The sequence below is a fragment of the Gemelliphila sp. 1F1 genome (assembly GCF_056897515.1).
This window is the reverse complement of sequence record NZ_JBXHBE010000006.1, coordinates 96,547-120,509: the sequence shown is the minus strand read 5'-3', so window position 1 is coordinate 120,509 and position 23,963 is coordinate 96,547. Positions and strand designations below refer to the sequence as shown.

24 protein-coding genes are annotated in these 23,963 nt (G+C 27.6%); 21 read left to right on the top strand and 3 right to left on the bottom strand.

The features are described 5' to 3' along the window. Position 1: 1 nt before the first annotated feature. Positions 2–589, top strand: a complete 588-nt coding sequence (locus AC1XWJ_RS06815; RefSeq protein ID WP_483335135.1) for a peptidylprolyl isomerase — start codon at positions 2–4, stop codon at positions 587–589. Positions 590–648: 59 nt separating this feature from the next. Here the strand turns inward: AC1XWJ_RS06815 and glnA are convergent, their stop codons facing one another. Then, a complete protein-coding gene (gene glnA, locus AC1XWJ_RS06810; RefSeq protein ID WP_483335134.1) occupies positions 649–1,974 on the bottom strand; it encodes a type I glutamate--ammonia ligase in 1,326 nt (441 codons plus the stop codon). 25 nt (positions 1,975–1,999) lie between these two features. Beyond that, positions 2,000–2,374 carry a MerR family transcriptional regulator gene (locus AC1XWJ_RS06805; protein WP_483335133.1) on the bottom strand — a complete coding sequence of 125 codons (375 nt, stop codon included), beginning with the start codon at positions 2,372–2,374 and terminating at the stop codon, positions 2,000–2,002. 414 nt (positions 2,375–2,788) lie between these two features. Here AC1XWJ_RS06805 and AC1XWJ_RS06800 point away from each other — a divergent pair, with 414 nt between their 5' ends. The 20 genes from AC1XWJ_RS06800 (at position 2,789) to AC1XWJ_RS06705 (ending at position 23,012) form a co-directional block, all read left to right on the top strand. Further along, positions 2,789–4,426 carry a putative polysaccharide biosynthesis protein gene (locus tag AC1XWJ_RS06800; RefSeq protein WP_483335132.1) on the top strand — a complete coding sequence of 546 codons (1,638 nt, stop codon included), beginning with the start codon at positions 2,789–2,791 and terminating at the stop codon, positions 4,424–4,426. Continuing rightward, positions 4,426–5,133: a pseudouridine synthase gene (locus AC1XWJ_RS06795; protein ID WP_483335131.1), complete on the top strand. Its 708-nt coding sequence runs from the start codon at positions 4,426–4,428 to the stop codon at positions 5,131–5,133. The genes AC1XWJ_RS06800 and AC1XWJ_RS06795 overlap by 1 nt, the downstream gene beginning before the upstream one ends. Position 5,134: 1 nt before the next feature. Then, positions 5,135–6,517: a dipeptidase PepV gene (gene pepV, locus AC1XWJ_RS06790; RefSeq protein WP_483335130.1), complete on the top strand. Its 1,383-nt coding sequence runs from the start codon at positions 5,135–5,137 to the stop codon at positions 6,515–6,517. Between the two features lie 271 nt (positions 6,518–6,788). Then, on the top strand, positions 6,789–7,559 hold the full coding sequence (locus AC1XWJ_RS06785; RefSeq protein WP_483335129.1) for a phosphotransferase family protein: 771 nt from the start codon (positions 6,789–6,791) through the stop codon (positions 7,557–7,559). 120 nt (positions 7,560–7,679) lie between these two features. Next, positions 7,680–8,444, top strand: a complete 765-nt coding sequence (locus AC1XWJ_RS06780; RefSeq protein ID WP_483335128.1) for a GNAT family N-acetyltransferase — start codon at positions 7,680–7,682, stop codon at positions 8,442–8,444. Between the two features lie 117 nt (positions 8,445–8,561). Beyond that, complete coding sequence (locus AC1XWJ_RS06775) at positions 8,562–9,848, top strand: adenylosuccinate synthase (protein WP_483335127.1); 1,287 nt, start codon at positions 8,562–8,564, stop codon at positions 9,846–9,848. A gap of 92 nt (positions 9,849–9,940) precedes the next feature. Continuing rightward, a complete protein-coding gene (gene hslO / locus AC1XWJ_RS06770) occupies positions 9,941–10,816 on the top strand; it encodes an Hsp33 family molecular chaperone HslO (RefSeq protein WP_483335126.1) in 876 nt (291 codons plus the stop codon). Between the two features lie 95 nt (positions 10,817–10,911). Next, the gene (locus AC1XWJ_RS06765) at positions 10,912–11,505 is read left to right on the top strand and encodes a xanthine phosphoribosyltransferase (RefSeq protein WP_483335125.1); all 594 of its coding nucleotides are present in this window, start codon (positions 10,912–10,914) and stop codon (positions 11,503–11,505) included. A 14-nt stretch (positions 11,506–11,519) separates the two neighbouring features. Continuing rightward, entirely contained in the window at positions 11,520–12,983 is a 1,464-nt protein-coding gene (gene guaB, locus AC1XWJ_RS06760) for an IMP dehydrogenase (protein ID WP_483335124.1), read from the top strand. Between the two features lie 213 nt (positions 12,984–13,196). Further along, a complete protein-coding gene (locus tag AC1XWJ_RS06755; protein WP_483335123.1) occupies positions 13,197–15,323 on the top strand; it encodes a hypothetical protein in 2,127 nt (708 codons plus the stop codon). Positions 15,324–15,335: 12 nt separating this feature from the next. Continuing rightward, positions 15,336–16,079: a GTP pyrophosphokinase gene (locus AC1XWJ_RS06750; protein ID WP_483335122.1), complete on the top strand. Its 744-nt coding sequence runs from the start codon at positions 15,336–15,338 to the stop codon at positions 16,077–16,079. A 106-nt stretch (positions 16,080–16,185) separates the two neighbouring features. Beyond that, the gene (locus AC1XWJ_RS06745) at positions 16,186–16,689 is read left to right on the top strand and encodes a YceD family protein (RefSeq protein WP_483335121.1); all 504 of its coding nucleotides are present in this window, start codon (positions 16,186–16,188) and stop codon (positions 16,687–16,689) included. Between the two features lie 36 nt (positions 16,690–16,725). Further along, positions 16,726–16,902, top strand: coding sequence for a 50S ribosomal protein L32 (rpmF, locus tag AC1XWJ_RS06740; RefSeq protein WP_179943112.1), 177 nt, complete (start codon positions 16,726–16,728; stop codon positions 16,900–16,902). Positions 16,903–17,449: 547 nt separating this feature from the next. Continuing rightward, positions 17,450–19,936, top strand: coding sequence for a GAG-binding domain-containing protein (locus AC1XWJ_RS06735; RefSeq protein ID WP_483335120.1), 2,487 nt, complete (start codon positions 17,450–17,452; stop codon positions 19,934–19,936). 288 nt (positions 19,937–20,224) lie between these two features. Then, positions 20,225–20,347, top strand: a complete 123-nt coding sequence (locus AC1XWJ_RS06730) for a hypothetical protein (protein WP_483335119.1) — start codon at positions 20,225–20,227, stop codon at positions 20,345–20,347. Positions 20,348–20,446: 99 nt separating this feature from the next. Beyond that, positions 20,447–21,037: a hypothetical protein gene (locus AC1XWJ_RS06725; protein ID WP_483335118.1), complete on the top strand. Its 591-nt coding sequence runs from the start codon at positions 20,447–20,449 to the stop codon at positions 21,035–21,037. Continuing rightward, complete coding sequence (locus AC1XWJ_RS06720) at positions 21,037–21,294, top strand: hypothetical protein (RefSeq protein ID WP_483335117.1); 258 nt, start codon at positions 21,037–21,039, stop codon at positions 21,292–21,294. The genes AC1XWJ_RS06725 and AC1XWJ_RS06720 overlap by 1 nt, the downstream gene beginning before the upstream one ends. 12 nt (positions 21,295–21,306) lie before the next feature. Continuing rightward, positions 21,307–22,038, top strand: coding sequence for a hypothetical protein (locus AC1XWJ_RS06715; protein ID WP_483335116.1), 732 nt, complete (start codon positions 21,307–21,309; stop codon positions 22,036–22,038). Between the two features lie 219 nt (positions 22,039–22,257). Continuing rightward, positions 22,258–22,521 (top strand): hypothetical protein, encoded by a 264-nt coding sequence (locus AC1XWJ_RS06710; protein ID WP_483335115.1) that lies wholly within the window; start codon positions 22,258–22,260, stop codon positions 22,519–22,521. 80 nt (positions 22,522–22,601) lie between these two features. Beyond that, positions 22,602–23,012: a hypothetical protein gene (locus AC1XWJ_RS06705; RefSeq protein ID WP_483335114.1), complete on the top strand. Its 411-nt coding sequence runs from the start codon at positions 22,602–22,604 to the stop codon at positions 23,010–23,012. A 63-nt stretch (positions 23,013–23,075) separates the two neighbouring features. Here the strand turns inward: AC1XWJ_RS06705 and AC1XWJ_RS06700 are convergent, their stop codons facing one another. Then, positions 23,076–23,933 carry an NAD(P)-dependent oxidoreductase gene (locus AC1XWJ_RS06700; protein ID WP_483335113.1) on the bottom strand — a complete coding sequence of 286 codons (858 nt, stop codon included), beginning with the start codon at positions 23,931–23,933 and terminating at the stop codon, positions 23,076–23,078. Positions 23,934–23,963: the final 30 nt, after the last annotated feature.

The following is a 23,963-nucleotide window of genomic DNA, read 5'->3' as shown; positions in this document are numbered from 1 at the left end:
AATGACATTAAAACAGCTAATAAATGAAGTTCAAGAAGGCGAAAGAAAAGTTGTAATAAAAACTACGCAAGGAGATTTAACATTTAAATTATTTGAGAAAGATATACCAAAAACAGTAGAAAATTTTATTACACATGCAAAAAATGGATATTATAACGATATAATATTTCATAGAATTATAAAAGATTTTATGATTCAAGGAGGAGATCCAACAGGAACAGGAATGGGTGGAAAATCTATATGGGGTTCATCTTTTGAAGATGAATTTTCGATGGATTACTTTAACTTCTACGGAGCTTTATGTATGGCAAATGCTGGACCAAATACTAATGGTAGTCAATTCTTTGTAGTACAAGCAAAACACGTTGATAATATGATGCTTGCAAACCTTGAACAAGGAGGTTGGCCAAAAGAAGCTATAGAAGTATATGACCAAAGAGGAGGAACTCCTTGGTTAGATCAGCGTCATACAGTGTTTGGACAGCTAATAGATGGTTATGAAGTGTTAGAAAAGATAGCTTCTGTAAAAACTAATTCACAAGACAAACCTTTAGAAGATGTTAGTATTGTAGAAATTATAGTAGATTAACAAGTAGATATTACTTTTAAATAATATAAAAAAGCGACAAATATTTGTCGCTTTTTTATTTAGTATTGTTTTAAGTATTGTTCAACTTCCCAATCTGTAACACGAGTTCTAAATGCATCCCATTCGATAGACTTAGCTTCTATAAAGTTTTGGAAGATGTGATCACCTAGAGAATCTTTAATAATTTCTGAATTGCTTAATTCTTTTAATGCAGTATATAATGTTGAAGGCAATTCATCTATACCTGCATTAATACGTTCTTCTTTTGTCATAACATATATATTACTACTTACTTCGTCAGCAGGTATTAATTTATTTCTTATACCATCAAGGCCAGCTGATAGAATAGCAGCCATAGCTAAGTATGGATTAGCAGCTGGATCTACAGAACGAACTTCAACTCTTGTAGATTTACCTCTTGAAGCAGGTATTCTAACTAATGGAGAACGATTTGATGTAGACCACGCTACATAGCAAGGTGCTTCATATCCAGGAACTAAACGCTTATATGAATTTACAGTAGGATTACATATAGCAGTGAAGCTACGAGAATGTTTTAGAACTCCTGATATAAAATGATATGCATCTTTTGATAGTTTATTTGATGAAGTTTCATCATAGAAACGATTTTCTCCATTTGAAAATAACGAGATATTACAGTGCATACCAGAACCATTAATTCCATAAATAGGTTTTGGCATAAATGTAGCGTGTAAACCGTGCTTTCTAGCTATAGTTTTTACTATAAGTTTGAATGTTTGTATATTATCACATGCACTAATTACATCTGTATATTTGAAATCTATTTCGTGTTGTCCAGGAGCTACTTCGTGATGACTAGCTTCTATATCAAAACCTAATTTTTCTAATTCTAGAACGATATCACGGCGAACATTTTCTCCTAAATCAACAGGAGCAAGATCAAAATATCCACCATTATCATTTAACTCCAAACTAGGCTCGCCATTTTCAGTTAATTTGAATAAGAAAAATTCTGGCTCAGGTCCAAGATTTAGTGTATCGTAACCTAAATCGTTCATTTCTTTTAGAACACGTTTTAAATTTCCACGAGGATCTCCTGCGAAAGGTTTTCTATCTGCTGTATAAACATCACAGATAAAACGTGCTACTTTTCCATATTCACTATCCCAAGAAAATACTAAAAATGTATCAAGATCAGGATATAAATACATATCACTTTCTTCTATTCTAACAAATCCTTCAATAGATGATCCGTCAAACATCATATTATTATTTAATACTTTATCTAACTGACTGACAGGAACTTCAACATTTTTAATAGTACCAGTAATGTCTGTAAATTGTAATCTTATGTATTTTACGTTTTCTTTTTTTATAATTTCTAAAATTTGCTCTTTTTGCATAAAAATCTCCTTTTACTAAAAAAAATTATTTCTTGTTATAAAATCTAGCAAGATCTCCTCTCCCTATTGAAGACTGCTCTCTATTTGATCCAGACGGACCTATAAATATATCATTGTGAATGATTTGTCGAATTTTACTAATTTCAGATGAAACTTTTTTGTTATTAATTATCTCATCTATAGCTTTAATACTAAAACCTTTAGTTAATAATTCTTTTATAGACAGAAGTTTATCAACATCATTTAAAGAAAATAATCTAGTATTTCCTTCTGTTCTTGCAGGAGTAATTAAATTTTTTTCTTCGTAATACCTTATTTGTCTTGCAGAAAGTTGTGTAATTCTAGTTACAACACTAATAGGTAAAGCTGGTAAACTTTTTTGTAAATCTTTAAATCCCACATAAATCACCTGCCTGTAATATTTATAGGATAATAATATCATAAAGTTATATAAAAATTAAATTAAATGTTAGATTATCTAACATTTAACTCTTGCAGTATTTAATTTATTTTATAAAATTAATTTTTTCATAACATATTTAAATTTTTTATATCTATAAAATTATAAAAAAGTATGATAAAATATATTTAATAATTATTAAAGAATGGAGGACTATATATGTTATTAGCTTTAAGTATAATATTTATTTTTATTATAAGCTTTTCTTTAATGATGGGTATATATATACTATTGGTTTCTAAGAAATTAATAAAGAAAAAAAGAGTAGATAAACTAACTAGATTATTTTTGATATATAGTTTATTTATTACCTTAGTATATGTTTTTCAATATAAGTTTATGTAAAATTTAATAATGTTTGGAAGTGATAATTTGAAGAGGGATTCCTTATTTAAAGGAACATTTATTTTAAGTGTTAGTTTAATATTAACGAAAATAATTGGCTTAATTTACATTATCCCATTTTATGTAATAATAGGTGGGGCCGATAATATGATTTTGTTCAATTATTCTTACAATTATTATGTTTTAATATTAGAAATATCATCTGCTGGAATACCATTGACATTAGCGAAATTAGTATCAAAATATAATGAGGAAGAAAATTATATAACTAGTAGAAAAGTTGCTAAGGTAGGCTCGACTATCTTATTAATAACTGGTATTTTAGGATTTTTATTTTTTATTTTTGGATCAGATTATTTAGCTGCTCAAACAATAGCAACTGCTGATAAAAAATTATTGTATAGTGTTAGTGAATTATCGTTAGTAATAAAAACATTGAGTTTAGCATTACCTTTCGTTATGATCAGTTCAGGTTTGAGAGGAATATTCCAAGGGCATGAAATAATGATGCCTACAGCAATGTCACAATTTATGGAACAAGCAGTCAGAATAGCAGTTATGCTCATAGGAGCATATTTAGTAATGCAATTTACTAATAATGTTGTTTATGCTAATGCAATAGCTACTTTGGCAACGGGAATAGGAGCTATAATATCTGTTTTAATACTATTTTATTATTATAGGAAATACAAAAATTCATTAGATTTCAACAAAGATAGTAATTTAGCATCTAGTGACAGTAGTACTTTTGATATAGTAAAAGAAATTTTTTCTGTAGCTATACCATTTATGATTGTTTCTTCTTTTTTTGCAATATTAACACTAATTGATCAAAATACTTTAATTCCTGTTATGGACAAAATCAATTTGGCGCATGTAGCAGAAAGAGAATTTAATATTTATAACAATTTTGTAAATAAGTTGGTTATGATTGCAGTATCTTTAGCGCCAGCTTTTACAGGTGCGTTTTTACCAGCTATTACAAGACTTCATGCAAGGAAAAATTTTGCTCTCCTTAGTGATCAAATAAATAAAGTTATATTATCTTTGCTAATGCTAGTTATCCCTGCTTTAGTAGGGATGTATGTGTTGGCTGAGCCACTATATTTAGTTTTTTATTCACCAGAACCAAGAGCTGTTTATTTTATGCATATTTATATACCGTTAGCCTTATTGTATTCATTGTATGGTATGACTGGAATTATTATGCAAGCAATAGATAAACAGGTATTAAATGTAGTAATTATAATTTTAGGTTTATTATTTAAATATATATTTAATGAACAATTTATTTTGAAATTTGAAACTAGTGGAGCTATCTTATGTTCTATATTGACTTATATGCTTATGATATTTTTGAATGTAATGGTAATTCATTTCAAGATAAAATTAAAGTTAAGGCAATTTATTTTTAATTTTATGAAAATTTTTGCTTCAAGTGCTATAATGTTTATTTTAATATCAGCAGTTTATGACGCAACAATTAATAATTTTAATATTGTTCAAAAAATTGATAGTGTTATTTTGATTATGATTTGTGGTGTAATAGGTGGTATTTCTTATATCTTCATACTGACTAAAATGAAATTCTTGAAATACTTGTTTGGAAGAGATATAAATATATTAGCACTAGTAAGGAGAAAATAGTGAGGTTAGATAAATATATTTGTAACAATAGTTTATTTACTAGGACAGAAGCAAAAAAGATTATAAAAAAGGGTGTTTTAGTAAACGGAGAAATAATAAAAAAAGTTGATTATAAAATTGACGAACTAAACGATATTGTAGAAGTTTCTGGAGAACGTATTGAATACAAGAAATTTATTTATCTAATGTTAAATAAACCTAAAGGTGTAATTAGCGCAACAGAAGATAAAGTAGATAGAACAGTTATAGATTTGTTAGATGATAAAGACAAAATTTTTCAACCTTTTCCAGTTGGAAGACTTGATAAAGATACAGAAGGATTAATTTTGTTAACAAATGATGGAAAGTTAGCTCATAAAATACTATCACCTAAAAAAGATATAACAAAAAAATACTATGTAGAAGTGGACAGAGCTTTAACGATAGATGATAAGAAGAAATTTTTTGAGGGAATAATTCTTGATGATAATTATTTGTGCAAAAGTGCAAAATTAGAAATATTAACTGATAATACAGCGTACCTAACAATTTCTGAGGGTAAATTTCACCAAATCAAAAGAATGATGAAATCTCTTCACAAAAAAGTTACATATTTAAAAAGATTAGAGATTGGTCCGTTAATATTGGATGATAGTTTGGCTTTAGGAAAATATAGACAACTTTCTGAAAAAGAAATAAATAAATTACAATTAATAAAGGAGAAATAATATGACAATAGATTTTAAATTAGAAGCATTAAAACAAAAAGATGAACTATTAGCAGACTTGTTCGAATTATTAAAAGTTCGTTCTATTCTAGGAAATGATATTACAGAAGAAACTCCTGTAGGAAGTGGACCGAAAGAAGCTTTGGATCTATTTTTGTCGTTTGGAGAACGTGATGGTTATAAAACTAAACTTGTAGATAATATCGCAGGACATATAGAAGTAGGAAGCGGAGAAGATTTATTTGGTATTTTGGGACATGTTGATGTAGTTCCAGTAACAGAAAGTGAATGGACAACACCACCATTCTCTCCAGAGATAAGAGATGGAAAGATTTTTGCAAGAGGAGTTCTTGATGATAAAGGTCCTACTCTAGCAGCATATTATGCAGTAAAATTGTTAGATAAATTAGGTGTTGAATGGAAAAAACGTATCAGAGTCATAATTGGAAGTGATGAAGAAACAGGATTTAGATGTGTAAAAGCATATTTTGCAAAAGAAGAACAACCTAGTATAGGATTTACTCCAGATGCAATGTTTCCTTTGATATACGGAGAAAAAGCCCATGCTAATTTTAGATACAATCTAAAATTTGTAGGAGACTATAAAGATAGCGACTATAAGTTAGTTAGATTAAATGCAGGACTAGTAAAAAATATGGTTCCTAGTGAAGCCGTAGCAGAATTAGAAGGAGATATTTCTAATTTAGTAGATAAATTTAATGAATTTTTATCTAAGGAAAATCTTACAGGAGAAATAAAAAATAATACTCTTATAGTTTATGGAAAGGCAGCACACGGTTCAACACCACAATTAGGTGAAAATGCAGCTACAAAACTAGCAGAATTTTTGGCAAATATATCTTTAGATATTAATGGTAGAAATTATGTTAGATTTATTGTAGAAAATATAGCAAATGATCCATTTGGAGAGAAATTAAATCTAAATTATAAAGATGATGAAATGGGAGCAGCAACTTATAATTATGGTATATTTAACTATAATTCAAATGAAGCGTTAGTAGAAACAGATTCTCGTTATCCTGCAAAATTTGATTTATTATCAAAATTAAGCTCATTGAATATAGACAATTTTGATATAGAAGTTTATAGTAATAAAGAAGCGCACTATGTGCCAAAAGGTGATCAATTAGTTCAAACATTATTGAAATCATATAGAAATCATACTGGTGATAATGAAAGTGAACCAATGGTAATAGGTGGAGGAACTTATGCAAGATGTCTAAAGAAAGGTGTTGCATTCGGAGTGTTATTACCTGGTAGAGAAGATACTATGCACCAAGCAAATGAATATATGTTTGTAGATGATTTGATTTTATCGGTAGCAATATTTGCAGAATCTATATACGAATTATGTTGTAAATAATCCAAAAGGTAATTAAAAATGATATTGTTTGTCATTTTTAATTACCTTTTTTTATAAAAAATAAATTTTTAGGAAAATATTTTATAATGATTATTATAAATAAATCTAAAATAAAGTTTTTTAGTATTTGAATATATTTTGTAATAGTTTTTGTTGAAATATTTTTGATAATTTTAATATTAATTCAGTAAAGTAACCTTGAAAAAAATTTATAAAAATTGTAAAATAAGTATGCAATATTTACGTAAGTTTAAGGAGAGGAGGGGCTAGTTTGACAAAAGAATATTATCAAATGGGTTGGACCTTAGGAGATTATAGTGAAGATTACTATTTTTCTAGGTCAAACAGTAATTACTTTATTAAAATAAATACTACGCCTCTCATAGCAGCACTCTCTGCAGAACAAATAGTCCCTAGACTTAAGTGGACTAAACGTCTTAGTAATGGTGATGTGGTTACGGCACAAGATTTCGAAAATGGTAGGAATCTTAAGACAGAAGAAATGACAGACAATAGAATACCAAAAATTTTGCATAAAGTTCATAGCTCGAAAAAGATAAAAAGAATTATGTTATCTCAAGGATATAAGGAGCAAACAGCCTTAAATTCATTTAGCAATTTAAAGGGTGTGATTTCTAAAGAATTACTGGAGAATAAAGATATAGCTATGGCTTTTAATTATTTAGAAAATAATATACCAGAAGATGAGACTTTTGCTCCTTGTCACGCAGATTTGCATAAAAATAATTGGTTATTATCAAACTCAAATAAATTATTTTTGGTAGATTGGGAACATGCAATACTTGGGGATCCTGCTATCGATATATCATTTATCCTTTATAAATATATACCTCAAGAAAATTGGGCAACGTGGTTGTCAGAGTATGGTTTAGATATTACACTTAGTTATCGTTTAAAATTGAAATGGTATATAGTATTCCAAAGTTTGATTATGGTTATTTGGTATTATGAGAAAAGGCAACTATCTGAGATGAATGAATGGTTAGTCTTTATAAATAAAGTATTTTTTGAATATATTTAATAAAAGGTAATAGAAATTTAACTATTATCTTTTATTTTCTTTGTTTATATAGCTTTATAACGTAAAAATAATATTCTTTGTGTTATAATATTGAATAAGTATCAGTAGAGAGGATAAGTAATGAATTATAATTTTATAAACACACATTCTAAATCTAAAGTAGTTTTAGAAACAGATAAATATTTAATACATAGAAGAGTAAAGTCTAATTTATCATATAGTGATAATTATTTAGAAATAAAAGTTTTGCCAGAGAGTACAGAAGATATAGATTATTATATTTCTTCATGTAGAGATTTCTTTCGTGATAAGGGAGTTAGTTTTGTTCATTTAGCATTACCAGAAGGAAAAGAAATTCCTAAAAAATTAGTGAAATATTTAAAAAATGAGGGATTTAACGAAATATCATTTGATCTTCTGGTACTTAATACAAATGATATAAATTTTATAAAGGATAGTGACTATACTATTGAGAAATTGGATAAAGTTGATTATACTCAATATATTGAGTTTAATTATGCTATTGATTTAGAAATGGCTAATAAAGAATGGGCAGATTATAATAAGGATAATATTTATGATAGTATTCGCTCTGAAAATATTATACAAATAGTAGCTAAAGATAAGAATAAGATAATCGGGAGTGTCAACGTAATATTAAGTGATGACTATTTTGAAATAGATGCTCTATATGTAAAAGAAAATTATAGGAAAAAAGGAATAGCATCTCATATTTTGAAATTTGCTATCAATGAATTTAATAAAGAGAATGTCATATTAGTAGCAGATTCTGACGACACTCCGAAATATATGTATCAGCATATAGGCTTTAAAAAAGAAACTTTCCAAAAATATTATTTAAAATCTAATATAGCAACTAGTTAATTCTAGTTGTTATATTTATTTCAAAAATTAATAATAACTGTGACTATTAATATTGCAAACATGTCAGGAAATTGTTATAATTTAATAGCGATATATATTTTATTTAGGAGGGCGTTTATGTCTACAATAGTAATAGTTGGATCACAATGGGGAGATGAAGGAAAAGGAAAGATAACTGACTTTCTTGCAGAAAAAGCTGATGTTATAGCACGTTATCAAGGAGGAAATAATGCAGGACATACTATAAAGTTTGATAACAAAACTTATAAATTGCAATTAATTCCTTCAGGTATTTTTAACGAAGAAAAGCTATCTGTTATTGGTAATGGTGTAGTTATAGATCCAAAATGGCTAGTAGGAGAAATAACTAGACTGAAAGAAACAGGAGTTAGTTGCAAAGTTCTTAGAATTTCTAATCGTGCACACGTTGTGTTACCCTATCATCTAAAACTTGATGAATTAGAAGAACTAAGACGTGGTGAGAATAAAATTGGTACTACAAAAAAAGGTATTGGTCCAGCTTATGTAGATAAATATAAACGTTGTGGGATAAGAATTGCTGACTTATTAGATGCAGATTTATTTAGCAGAAAATTAAAACAAAATTTAGCAGAAAAAAATGAAATATTTGAAAAAATATATGAAGAAAAAGGATTTTCTGTTGCTGAAATATTTGATGAATATTTTGAATATGGAAAAATTCTTGCTGAATATGTAACGGACACTTCTAAAGTTTTAGAAGATGCAAAAAATAACAAACAAAATATTTTATTTGAAGGTGCACAAGGAGTTATGTTAGATATTGATCACGGAACATATCCTTACGTAACATCATCAAACCCTAGTGCAGGGGGAATAACAATAGGAAATGGTTTTGTTCCAACAGATGGACTAAAAGTTTTAGGTATTTGCAAAGCATATACTTCTAGAGTAGGAGATGGTCCATTCCCTACCGAACTATTTGATAGTATAGGAGATCGTATTAGAGATATAGGAAATGAATATGGGACAGTAACTAAACGTCCAAGAAGAATAGGATGGTTTGATACAGTGGTAATGCGTCACTCTGCACGTGTATCAGGAATAACTAATTTATCAGTTAACTGTCTTGACGTTCTTAGTGGTCTAAAAGAAATAAAAATATGTACGGCTTATGATTATAATGGAGAAATACTTACAGAATATCCAGCTAATGAAAATATTATTAAAGATTGTAAACCTATATACGAAACATTACCAGGTTTTGAAGAGGATATTACAGGAGTAACTTCTTTAGAAGAACTTCCTGATAATGCAAAAAATTATCTAAATAAAATTGAAGAACTAGTAGGAGTAAAAATCTCTGTATTCTCAACAGGACCTGATAGAAAACAAACACATTTATTAGAAGATTTGTGGAAATAATTTAATATAGAGCTTACTAGCTAATTTGTAACAAGTAGTAATAAGTTAGTAGTAAGCTCTTATATATTATGGAAAATAGGAAGAGGTAAAAAATGAAAGATTATTTAATAAGAGGTCTAGCATTAAATAATGAGGTTAGATTTTTTGCAATAAAAACTACAGATTTAGTAGAAGAAATAAGAACACGCCATAACGGGTATCCTACTGCTATGGCAGCAGTAGGTAGAGTAGCTACTGTAACGGCTATGATGGGAGCTATGCAAAAAAGTGGAGATACTGTTGATGTAAGAGTTAGAGGAAATGGAGATATAGGACAAATATTAGCTACAGCTAATGAATCGGGGGATGTTAGAGCTTATGCAACTAATATGCAACTTCATATTCCTAGTAATGACAAAGGAAAGTTAGATGTCAAAGGTGTTGTTGGGACATCAGGAGAAATTGTAGTTATTAAAGATTTAGGATTGGTAGAAAAATATACTACTACCTCACCTATAATTTCTGGAGAAATAGCCGAAGATTTTACTTACTATTTTGCTATGAGCGAGCAGGTTCCTTCAGCAGTTTCTTTGGGAGTATTGGTAGATGTTGATAATAAAATTTTGGCAGCTGGAGGATTCATAGTTCAAGTTTTACCACAAGCTAGTGAAGAGACTATTAGTCAGTTAGAAAAAGTGATATCAAATATAAAACCAATATCTGCATTAATTCACGAAGGTCATAATTTAGAAGATATAGTAGAAATGTTGTTTGAAGATGATTATAGAATATTACATAGTAACGATATCAAATTTAAATGTAATTGTTCAAAAGAAAAATATGCATCTGCACTACTAACTTTAGGAAAAGATGAATTGGTAGATATGTTAGATGAAGAGCAGATAGAAACTGTATGTTCGTTTTGTAATAATAAATACATTTTTACAAGAGAAGAAATTCAAGAATTGATTGATAGTTTAGAACAATAAGCGGACAATAAAAATAATTTTAATTACTATTGAGTTTTTAATAATATTTTGATATTATATAGGGAAATAACTATAACAGATTTAGGAGAGTAATTATGAAACTTTTAGAAAAAATGGTAAAAAATGATGGCAAAGTGTACCCAGGAAACGTATTGAAAGTTGATTCATTTATTAATCATCAAATAAATGCAAATCTTATGCTAGAAATGGCCAAATCTTTTTATAATTATTTTAAAAAAGAAAATATTACTAAAATACTTACTATTGAAGCAAGTGGAATAGCCCCTGCTATCTTAGTAGCAAGTCTGTTTGATGTACCTATGGTTTTTGCAAAAAAAAGTAGACCAATAACATTAAACGAAAATTCTTTTTATTCAGCAGATGTCCATAGTTATACTAAAAATATAACAAATACTGTAATAGTATCAAAAGATTTCTTGTCAAAAGATGATAGAGTATTAATAATAGATGACTTTTTAGCGAATGGCCAAGCAGTCTTGGGATTGTCACAATTAGTTAAACAATCAGAAGGAACTGTGGTAGGTGCAGGAATTTTGATAGAAAAGAGTTTTCAGGATGGAAGAAAATTACTAGAGGATAATAATATTAAAGTTTGTTCTTTATGTAGAATTGCTTCCTTAGAGAATGAAAGTGTTGAATTTAACACAGCCGACGATGAAATTAGATAGGAGAAGATTATATTATGTGGGAAAATAAATTTCAAAAAGAAGGACTAACATTTGATGATGTACTTTTAGTACCTGCTAAAAGTGATGTATTACCTAAAAAGGTTGATTTAAAAGTTAATTTAACAAATAAACTAAAACTATCAGTACCAATTTTGTCCGCTGCAATGGACACAGTAACAGAACATAAAATGGCTATTGCAATAGCTCGTGAAGGTGGGGTAGGTGTAATACACAAAAATATGACAATAGAAGAACAAGCAGAGGAAGTTCTAAAAGTAAAAAGATCTGAAAGTGGAGTAATAACTGATCCATTTTATTTAACACCAGAGTGTTTGGTTGAAGATGCGGAAGATTTAATGCAACGTTACAGAATTTCTGGAGTTCCAATAGTAAATAATAAAGAAGATAGAGAATTAGTAGGAATTTTGACTAATCGTGATTTACGCTTTTTAACAGAATATAGTACGCCTATTGCTGACGTTATGACTAAAGAGGACTTAGTTACAGCTCCAGCAAACACAACTTTGGATGAGGCGAGTTATATTTTGCGTAAACACAAAATAGAAAAATTGCCACTTATAGATGCCGAAGGAAAATTATCAGGATTAATCACAATAAAAGATATAGAAAAATTAGCAAAATATCCTAACTCTGCAAAGGATGAGTATGGAAGATTATTGGTTGCAGCTTCTGTAGGTATTACATCAGATACATTTGATAGAGTTGAAGCTCTTGTAGCAGCGGGAGTTGATGCGGTAGTAGTTGATACAGCACATGGTCACTCAAAAGGGGTTATTGAATTAGTAAAAGCTTTAAGAAACAACTATTCAGAATTAGATATAATAGCAGGAAATGTTGCAACAGGAGAGGCAGCACGAGAGTTGTTTGAGGCTGGAGCAGATGTAGTAAAAGTAGGAATAGGGCCAGGATCTATTTGTACGACACGTGTTGTAGCAGGTGTGGGAGTACCTCAAATTACAGCTATTTATGATTGTGCAACAGTAGCTAGAGAATATGGGAAAACTATTATCGCAGATGGTGGTATAAAATATTCTGGGGATATAGTAAAAGCATTAGCTGCAGGAGGTCATGTAGTTATGTTAGGATCTATGCTAGCAGGTTGTGATGAATCACCGGGAGAATTTGAAATATTCCAAGGAAGAAGATTCAAAACGTATCGAGGCATGGGCTCATTGGCAGCGATGGAAAAAGGTTCTAAAGATAGATACTTCCAAGAAGATGGCAAGAAACTAGTTCCAGAAGGAATAGAGGGAAGAACACCGTACAAAGGACCACTTAGCGATACTATTTATCAATTAGTTGGAGGACTTAGAGCAGGTATGGGTTATACAGGTTCTAGAAATTTAGAAGATTTACGTGAGAAAGCACAGTTCGTACGCATGACTGGAGCGGGACTTATTGAATCACACCCACATGATGTGCAAATTACTAAAGAATCTCCTAACTATTCGAAATAATACAAAAAATAACGATAGTGATATTCTATCGTTATTTTTTTATATTTGGTAAATGATTTAAATTGTTTCAACTAAGTTATATATTCTAAATTTAAGTATAGTTATAGTAATAAATATAAAATAACTGTAAATCTATTGACCAAAAAAAACGAAAACATTATAATTAATATAGCATGAAAGGAGGAGAATCCTATTAAGAAAAAGCTAATTTCATTGTTGACATTATCATTATCATTTGTTTTAATTGAAAATTACGTAAAGGCATCTTATGAAACTTATGATAGAGATAATAAATTAGAAACTTTGAGCAATAATTCAAAAACTATAATGATACCTAGTGATAAGGATGATAATTTTACTCCTAAATTAACAATTAATTCACAAAATAATATAACAACATTAAGTTACACTGTTAGTAATTTGAATTTGCAAAAAAATATATATAATTGCATAGTAATATACAAAATTAACAAAGATACTTTAGAAGAAATAGTTAGATTAAATGTAAATAATAATGGAGAATATACTATTTCTGACAAAAGTACATTGAATAAATTAACTAATAATAGCAAAATTTTTGCTAGAATAGAAAGTTATTCATTAGAAAATGGTAATATAGAAAAAATACAAGAAAGTAAAAATAGTAATTATGTATATACACCAAAAGAATATACTTTAGAAATTTTAGAAGATAATAAAGTTGTATATACAGAAAAAGTATTAGTAAATAATAGAGACATAGTAGATGATACAATAAATATTTCATCAGCAGATTTAAGAAAATATAATGTAGATAGGTATTATACTTATGATGGTAGTACTATATTAGTAGATGATAATAAAAATAACATTTTAGATAATACTTTACCAATTAACTACTTTACTCAAAAAATATCGATTAATTTAAAAAAGCAAGAAGAAAATTGGTCTAGAGTGGATATTGTTTATCCTAATATTTTTAAAAATAACGATAGTAGTTTTGCTATAAAAAATAGAAGTACGACAAAAGAATTACTTAATAATATTGGAAATTATCAAGAATTAGGACGTAAACAAAATTCAGAAAACTATACTTTTTTAGGTTATTTTATCGGTAATCAAAATATCGAAGAATATACGGGAGCAATAAATAGTGATATAAAAATCTTAGCTAAATACAACACTAAAGTAACTATTGAATCTGATGTAAAAACTGAACAGTCGTATTTACAAACAGGAGAAAAATTATCTACCTTAAATTTTGCTAATCACGAAAAGAGATATTATAATATCGTTGGTTATAAAATAATAGATAACGAAACAAAGACAGAAAAAGAGGTATCTTCATTAGATGATATAGCAGTAGAAAATAGTATTACTATAAAGCCTATTTACAAAGTAAAAACCAAAAAGTTAATGCTTAGACAAGATGATTATAACAAAAGATTCGGTACGGTATCGTCAGAGTTAGAAAATAAAGATATAGATATTCCAGAAAATCAATCGATAAATAGTGTTTTAGACGACTTGAAATCTAAAATATCTCCTAAAGAAGGCTATGAATTACAATATAGAATTAATAGAAAACCTATTGAAGAGAATACAAAGCTAACCGAAGATACAGTCGTTGAAATATATTTCAAAAAAATCGAAGAAGATTGGGTTAATGTAAAATTTGTCGGTACAGGAATTGACAAATTTTTATCAGATGGACAAGATGTTTATGTTGGTAAGAAAATAAATAATATCAATCTACCTACTAGTCAAACAAATAATAAAGATTTCTTAGGTTGGGTAGCTAATATAGATTATAATATAGAGATAAACAATAAAATTATAAAAAAAGATAAAGATTCTATTTTAAAAACTATTGATATACAAGATGTTATTGTCGAAAAAGGAAAGAATTTAATTTTTACAGCTGTTTATGCCCAAAATTATGACATTACTTTAGAGACTGATGGTAATGGAACGGTAGAATTAACGAATAATAATTCTAGTAATATTTTTACAGTTAAGCAAGATTATAATATAAAAAATTCATTAACTAATAAAAAATTACTAATCTTCCCTAAATCACATTACAATTTTTCTCACTTCACTTCAACTTTGCCAGTAATAGTCAATTATGGTAACGGAGAAATGAAAGTAGTAAATATAGGAGAAAAGATTACCTTACAAGATTTTTATAATATAGTTCCAGAGCAAAATTTAACTTTTAAAGCTCATTTTAAATTTTATAGTGGTTTATTAGATTTAGAAAATATGGACCAATACGAAGAAGATATTTTTGGTATTAATGATAATAGCTATAACAATAGTTTGGAAACAGCGTTAGGGCCACTTTACTTTTTGAGATAAGAGGTAAATATTATGAATAAAGATAAAAATCAATTAGCACTAAGTTTAGAAAATAAGCTAACTCCAAAATTTGAAGATATTTTAGATACGGTCATCGACTATAAGGATATGATGTTAGCGTATGATTGTGCCATAAAAGAAATTAGGACAAAATTAGATATATTAAATTCTGAATTTAAAATAAAGCATAAGCGCAATCCTATAAGTTCAATACAAACTCGTCTTAAGAGTACAATAAGTATTTTTGATAAAGTAGAAAGAAAAGGTCTTTCTGCCGATAGAGAAAGTATAGAAGAACATATAGAAGATATAGCTGGCGTTAGGGTCATTTGTAACTATATTGATGACATCTATAAAATTGCAACTGCATTAACTAGACAAAGTGACGTTCAATTATTATACAAGAAAGATTATATAAAAGAACCGAAAAAAAATGGTTATCGTAGTCTTCATCTTATAGTTAAAGTTCCGATATTTTTTGCGGAAATGACAAAAAATGTAAAAGTTGAAATTCAAATTAGAACGATAGCTATGGATTTTTGGGCTAGTTTGGAACATCAAATGAAGTACAAAAAAGTTCAACTCGATGATGATAACCTTATATCTCAAGAACTTATAGATTGTGCAGAAATTATTTCTCAAACGGATATTAGAATGCAGGCTATAAGAGAGGCTATAGATCAACTAAAACCAGAGACTAATGAAAATGATGAATTATTAGAAAAATTAAAGAAAATTGATATTTCGATAATATAAGTTTCTATGAATTTTATTAATAAAAAATATTAACTATCAACTTTTTATGTTGACATCTTTAATAATATATTATATAATCATTATTGTGTTTATGAGGTGATATTTAATGAAATGGTTAAGATCTTCTTTGTTCAAAAATAACAATGATACATTTGTTTTTGAAGAAGAAATAGATATTAAAATTGACAATCTCGATACATCAATAAAGAAAATTAATGACATAGTAGTTAAAGGTACGCTGATTAGAAATGGTCAGGATAAGATAATAGTTAATTTAGAAATTACTGGATTCTATAAAGTACTTTCTAGTAGGTCGTTAAATATTTTGGATGTGCCTTTCTTAATAAAAGAAAGAGAAGAATTTGTTGATAAAGCTACCCTTTACAGTAGTGATTATGACGTAAATACTATGGATGTGTTTGTAGATATATCAAATTTAGTAAATGAACTAATAATCATTAATGCGCCAACGAGTTACTATCTAGAAGATGAATTCGTTGAAAAATCAAGCGGAGAAGGTTGGAGTTTAGTATCTGATGAAGATTACGTTGAAGAAAAGATAAAGGATAATCCTTTTTCGGCTTTAAGTGATATGTTTAAAGAGAAATAATTCTCATAATTTAAAATATATTGGAGGAAATTAACTATGGCAGTTCCTTTTAGAAGAACATCGAAAACAGCTAAAAGAAAAAGAAGAACTCATAAAAAATTGTCTGCACCAGCTATTACTTTAGATGCACAAAGTGGTAACTACGTTATGGGTCACCGTATTGACAAAAAAACTGGTATGTACAAAGGTAGACAAGTTTTAGATGTTAAATAATTAAATATTACCTAGCAACCTTAGAGGGTTGCTTTTTTTAATTTTATTTGTCTATTTCTGAAAAATTTATAAAATTAATAAATAATTTCATCAAAATACAGAAATTTCTTTATACTAATAAAAATAAAATTTCAAATAAAAAATATATGTGCAAAATATTTTTATACCTTAAATAAGCTTTAAATAGGGATTTTAAGAAAAATTTTTTCAAAAAAAGTATTAATAAAAAAAATATCCATTTTTGAAATATTTAATTTTCTATATTTTTAATAAACTATATTATATGTAGTTTTCATATAAAAAATCTCATTTCAAACATAAAACAAATATTGTGTAATTAAGATTTAACATAAGTAATATGACTTTATTTGAAATTGACAACGTTTGGGCATTATTATATAATTTTAGATAGTGATTCATACGGAAAATAAATTACAATATAAATATAATTATGTTGAATTATTTCATGTGGATAAATAAAAAATAAGGGAGGCAATGTAGAAATAAGTATTATTTTCTTAAATTTTACAATTTTCTACTAAAACTAATGAAAGATTCAAAACAAAACAAAATGTTAAAGTATTCTATTAGAAAGAAGAAGTTAGGTGTCGGTTCTATAGCTATTGCATCTACTTTATTAATAACAGGAATACCAACAACTATTAATACAAATAATAATGTAGCTATGGCTAAAGATAAGGCACAAACAAAGATTGATGAATATCGTGCAATGTACAAAAAAATTCAAGAATTAGCAGAAGCTGGTTATGGAAATTATGGTGCAACAATAGGAGATGCACCAGGATCAGAAATGACGGATACTTTTAAAAAAGTAAATGCTACTAAGGAAGAATTAGAAGATAGGTTATTATCATATTCTAATTATGGTCTTATTTTTGAGAATGGTGTTCAAAAAATGTTTAATACAGTTGATGAATTTAAGATTGCATTAGAAAAAAATTATCAAGATGCATTAGAAAAAGCAAAAAAAGAGTTAACAGATAAAATTGAAAAAACTGATAAAGTGGAAAAAGCAATTAAAGATAAACATAAACAACTTGTAGAACAAGAAGTTAATTTGTCAAAAGTAAAAGAACTTTCAACTAATTTTGATAAAGAAATTGCTCAATCGGATAGAAAAGAGTTAGAAAATGAAATTGAATTAGCGAAAGACATAGTTAATAAAGCTGCATATTTAAAGGAAAAGAATAAATATATAGAGCAATTAGAAAAAGCTTCATCTAAAGAAGAGATTAAGAACATTTTAGAACAAGTTAAACAAGAATCTGAAAGGGATAAAAATACTTTTGAGGCAGTAGATAAGGTTAGAAAGCAAATACAAGCAATGAAATATTTGACTGCTGATCAAAGAAGTAAATATAATGGATTACTAGACAATACTAATGAAGATATGGCTGAAAAATTATTAGAAGAAGCTGATTTAGAAAACTATAAAGGTCTAATAAATATAATGAAACCTAATATAGAAAAAGCTAAAGAAAGTATAAAAGTTGTAGATAGTTTAACCAAAGCTCCAAAAACGAACGATTACAATGTTCAACATCAATTGTGGGAAGAAAATTTAAACTCAGGTCAGAATATTATTAATAAATTTGACAAAATATTATTAAATAATCCTAAAGCTGAAAGACTAGAAACTATTGAAAAATTAAATAAGTATATACGTGACTTTATAAATGAGGCGAAAATAGAGGAAGTTACTAGACGGGTAGCTCAGTATAGAATAAAATATCCTAACAATAATTATATAGAAGAATATTTTAACAAAAATATCAGACAAACAGAAAATAATAATCATGCTACACAAGAGGGCAGTAGTTTGGATAATTATGTTAAGATAGAATTATTAAATGCATTTAATCAAATAGAACAAATTGTTAAAAACATCGAAAAAAGTAAAGAACAGAAAAACGAAATTCTAAAAGAAATGGATAAACTTATTGAAGAAGTAAGTAAGAAGCCATTATCTAATGATGTAGTATTCAAGTTAGAAAAAATAAAAATGCAAATTCAAAGTATAGTTGATGGTGTAGAAGGTTTAGCAGAAATATTATTTAAACATGCTAAAGATGAAGTAAGAAAATACGAAGAATCGTATAATTCTTACAAATCTGCATTAGAAAAAGGTAAATCGGATGCTAATAATCTTATTAAAAAATTACCAGAAAATGATGAAAAAGCAAAAGAACTATCAACTAGGCTAAAACAAAAAATAGCAGAATTGGATAAAGCTACTCTTTCAGGAGAATTTGATTATAAAACATTTATTCCTAAAACTCTTGAAAATATTAGTACAGAGGTAGATAAGTTCTTAAAAGAAAATGTTATTAAGAGTGTACCAATTACTCCGTTAACACCTGCGATTGTAGAAAGTGTAGAAAAAGAAGTTAGTAAAATTAGCTATACTATACAAGAAATAGAAAATCCAGATTTAGAATTAGGTGTTCGTCGTGTTAAGACGGAAGGAGTGTACGGAGAAAGAACAATAACTTACAAAGTTCGTAAGCAAGGGGATAAAATTTTATCAAAAGAAATTGTATCTAATGAAGTTACAAAACTTCCTATGTCTAAAATTATAGAAGTAGGTACAAAACAGCCGGAAGTAAAACCAATGCCAAAACCGGAGCAACCGAAAGAACCGGAAGTAAAACCAATGCCAAAACCGGAACAACCGAAAGAACCGGAAGTAAAACCAATGCCAAAACCAGAACAACCGAAAGAACCGGAAGTAAAACCAATGCCAAAACCAGAGGAACCGAAAGAACCGGAAGTAAAACCAATGCCAAAACCAGAGGAACCGAAAGAACCGGAAGTAAAACCAATGCCAAAACCGGAACAACCAAAAAAACCGGAAGTAAAATCAATACTAAAATCAGAGCAACCGGATAGTAATAAAACTGATAAAAAACTATCAAAAACAGGTATAAATAATAATTTAGCAAGTTACATAGCAGGATTATTAGCATTATTATTTGCTTTGATTATTGGAATATATAGAAAATTTATTAAATAATAGAGATATAAAAAGTACTAAGAAATATATTTTTTTATAATTAGATGTTTGGATAGCATAGAAGTTTTAATTGCTTATATACTATTTTATCTTTTCTTATTGAAAAAATTTTAAAAATATTTTCTACATTTATTGACAAATTCTCTATTATTATATGTAAATGATTTTGCTTGTTGGATATAAACTTCTTATTATTAAATAACTATATAAAGGGATATATTGAAAATTGTTAATGTATAAAATTATAGTGTATTCGGTAGATTATAATTATAGAGGGAATAAATTGAAATGAAAAAGAACATAAAAAAATTATTTGTTATATCAGGAGTAGTTTTATCAACTTCTGTGATACTACAACAGTTTACTTTAGAGCAAGTTAAAGCGGAGAAGATTCTACAGTTTAATAATTAAGAAGTAACTAATGTTAAATTTGAAAAATCAACTTTAAGTATAGAAGAATTTATTAAAGCTGTTATTAAAGAAAATGGTAATAAAGTTACATCAGTTTATTTGCGCAAACTAGGTAGTGAAAATAAATATAAAAATAAAGCTGTAAAATTAGAAGATTTATATACTGAATTACCTCAAAATATGTCTTTTGTTACCATAAATGTTGAAAAAATTAGTGGAGATAGAGTAGTTTTTGTAGATAAAGAAGATGAAGTTGTAAATACTGCAGAAGAGTATAATGAACTATTCAAAAAGTATGGTATGGAAATAGGAAAATATAAAAAAGTTCATACACTTGCAAATATGAAAATACCTGTTCATCATAACCATAAGGTATATACACAGTATATAGGTCTTTCATGTGATTATCCAAACTTTAAATTAGGAGAGCCGCTTAAAGTAACATGCTATTTAGTCTCATATAAGAAAAATGATGAGAATATGCATGAATTCATTAAAGCTGCAGGTATAGATGAAAATGATAGTTATGAAGAAAAAGTTGTTAAGTTATCATTGCATGCTTTAAATAATATTCCTTATGGTAAATATTCAGAATATGCCCAAAATTCTAGTATTTTTTCATTAGCAACACGAAAAACATCAATATGTGTGTTGGCTTTAGTTTGGAAATATCAAGAGCGCCAAATTTAATGGGAATTCCAGCCTATATGGTATCAGGTCACTCAGGTGCAGCAGGTCCACATACTACTGTACGTGCATACTACAACAACCTATGGCACACAATCGATGTTACAGCAAATGGTTCGTCTTATAATAGGGAATCGTTTTATAGATATGTAGTAGATAGTTATGATTTATATTATGGAGTAGAAAAAGTTTATAATTATTTAGATAGCAGAAGATATATGATTATAAGTAGAGAATATGAAAATTGGGCTAAAGGATAAAAGACAGAAGATTTGGTAATTGTTAATAAAGATGCTATTATTAAACGTGTAAATACAGTACAAATTTCAAATGAATTAAAACAGAATTTATTAGAAAGATATGAATTACTAATTAAAAATTATGATAATTTAAAAACATATTTAGAAAAACAGAAAGATGAAAAAGGTGGAGATTTGGGGACAACTTTAGCAGCTATTCTTAAATCTATTGAACATAGTAAAAAAGAAATTTCTGATTTAAAAGAAAAATTAAATGAAGATGATAAATTATTTTTAGAAGAATACAAAAAATATGATCAATACTTAAAAAGACGCTATGGCTTCCTAGAATATTTAGTTGGACAAATAGAAAGAATAGGGTTGAAATTCCATAATTCTAATAATGATAAGAAAGAAAAAGAATTAAAAGAAGCCGAAAAAATAAAACAAGAGCAAGAGATAGCTAAAAAAGAAGAGCAACGACGTCAAGAAGATTTGAAGAAACAAGAAACAGATAAAGTAAAAGATACAAACACAAAAGAAACTCAAAAACAAGAAAAACTTAAATTTGAGAAATCAAAAGAACAACACTCAGAAATCAATAAACTTATGAAATTAGAATATAGTGCTGAAGTAAAAGACAATACAGAAACTAAAGAACAAAAAAAATTGTCTAATACAGGAGAAAATACACAAACTGGAATGTATGGCTTACTAGGTTTATTTATGAGTATATTTGCTTATTTCAAAAGAAAAAATAATTAATTTCTAAAAAGAGTTAGAGTGTATACTTTAGCTCTTTTATTTTTTTTAATAATTTAAGGTATATAATATATAATATTTTTCTTAATTAATCTCATTTATTTATTATTAAATTATTATTCTTTTTTTGATTAATATATATTTTTAAAAAACTAAAATATTGATTTTCAACTCTCTATATTATAATATTTAGGTAAAGAATTATAATAAGGGAGTAGTTAAATGAATATATATCAATTACGAGAATTGGCAAATCATAATATAAACGCTCTAGTAGCGGTGGGTATTTGGGTTTTAACTGTTTACGCTTTTTATTCTTTGTTAACTCAAACTAGAGAAAATTTTAAACAACAAATGAAACATCATCTTGAAAATTATAGGTTACAATTATCCGATAAAAATAGAGATATAAAGGAAAAAAATATTAGAATTAAGCATTTGGAAAATTTGCTTGTTATGAATCAAAAGAGAGGTAAGAAACAATGAATATTTCACTTTATTTCACTATTCTAATTTTTATTTTAGGAATATACGTATATTTGCAGAAAAGGAATTTGCAGGTACTAATGGAACATACTTTTTTAAACATTTTATACACAGCAAGATTTAAGCAATCTGATATTGACTCTTTACAAAATAATTATCCTAATACTTATAGAATAGTTAATAATGTGTATGGTATTACCGATAAAAGTATTACATTTATAGAGTTGGAAAAATATAGTAGAAATCTACCAGATAATATAGAAAATGAATTAAGAAATGAACTTAAAAATATGATAAAAAATGGAAGTAGTATGGATAGAAGTATATTGAGGTGGTATTTAAGTTTAAATTGTCATATGTATGTTTTTAGGAATCCGTACAAAATTTTATTTTTAAAATTTATTTTTAAATTTTTGCCTAAGCATAAAGTAGCAAAAGTAAAAAAAGAAAAGTGTGAGAAAATAAATAAAATGGATTTTTCTCCAATATAGAAATAAAAACCAACTAGATTAATTTTTTGAAAATTACTAGTTGGTTTTTAATTATCCTTTATGTTATTGATAGTATTTAATTATAGCCTGTGTTCCGTCAGTTAGTTTTGTTTCTTCTGATAGTTCATTGTACATCTTATATGCTAACTCTAATCCCGGTAACTTAATATTAGATTTTTCACATTCATCAAGAGCTAATTTCATATCTTTTAAGAAATGATGGACAAAAAATCCTGGTTTATAATCGTCTTTTAATATTCTAGGATAGTATGCAGTCATAGAGAAGCTAGACGCAGCTCCTTTAGAAATAGTTTCTAAAAATTTTTCTATATCTAGACCTTGACTTTTTGCAAATGTATAACTTTCTGCAAGAGAAATCATAGTAGTAGCAATAGCAACTTGATTACCTAGTTTGGCACGTTGTCCATTACCAGATTTTCCAAAATAGTTAATAGTACTAGAAAATGTTTTTAAAATAGGTGTAACTTTATTTAGTGCTTGTTCATTCCCACCTGCAAGTAAAGTTAATGTTCCATTTTTTGCGCCAATATCCCCACCAGTAACTGGAATATCTAAACCAAATGCACCAATTTTTTCTAATTTTTGTGCTATTTGTTCTGCTAATTCAGGAGATGATGTAGTTAAATCAATAAAAATTTGACCACTTTTTGCTGTTGATAATAAACCATTATTTCCTAAATATACGTCTTCTACATCTTTAGGGTAACCAACCATTGTAAAAATAATATCTGCATTTTTGGGTGCTTCATCAATACTGTCTAGCAAAATCGCTCCATTTTTAACTACATTTTTACATTTAGCAACAGTTCTGTTATAAACAAATAATTTATGACCTTCGTTTATTAGATGATTAATTATGCTCTCTCCCATTACACCAACGCCAATCCAAGCTATATTCATCTTTTTACCTCCACACTTTTCTTTTAATTA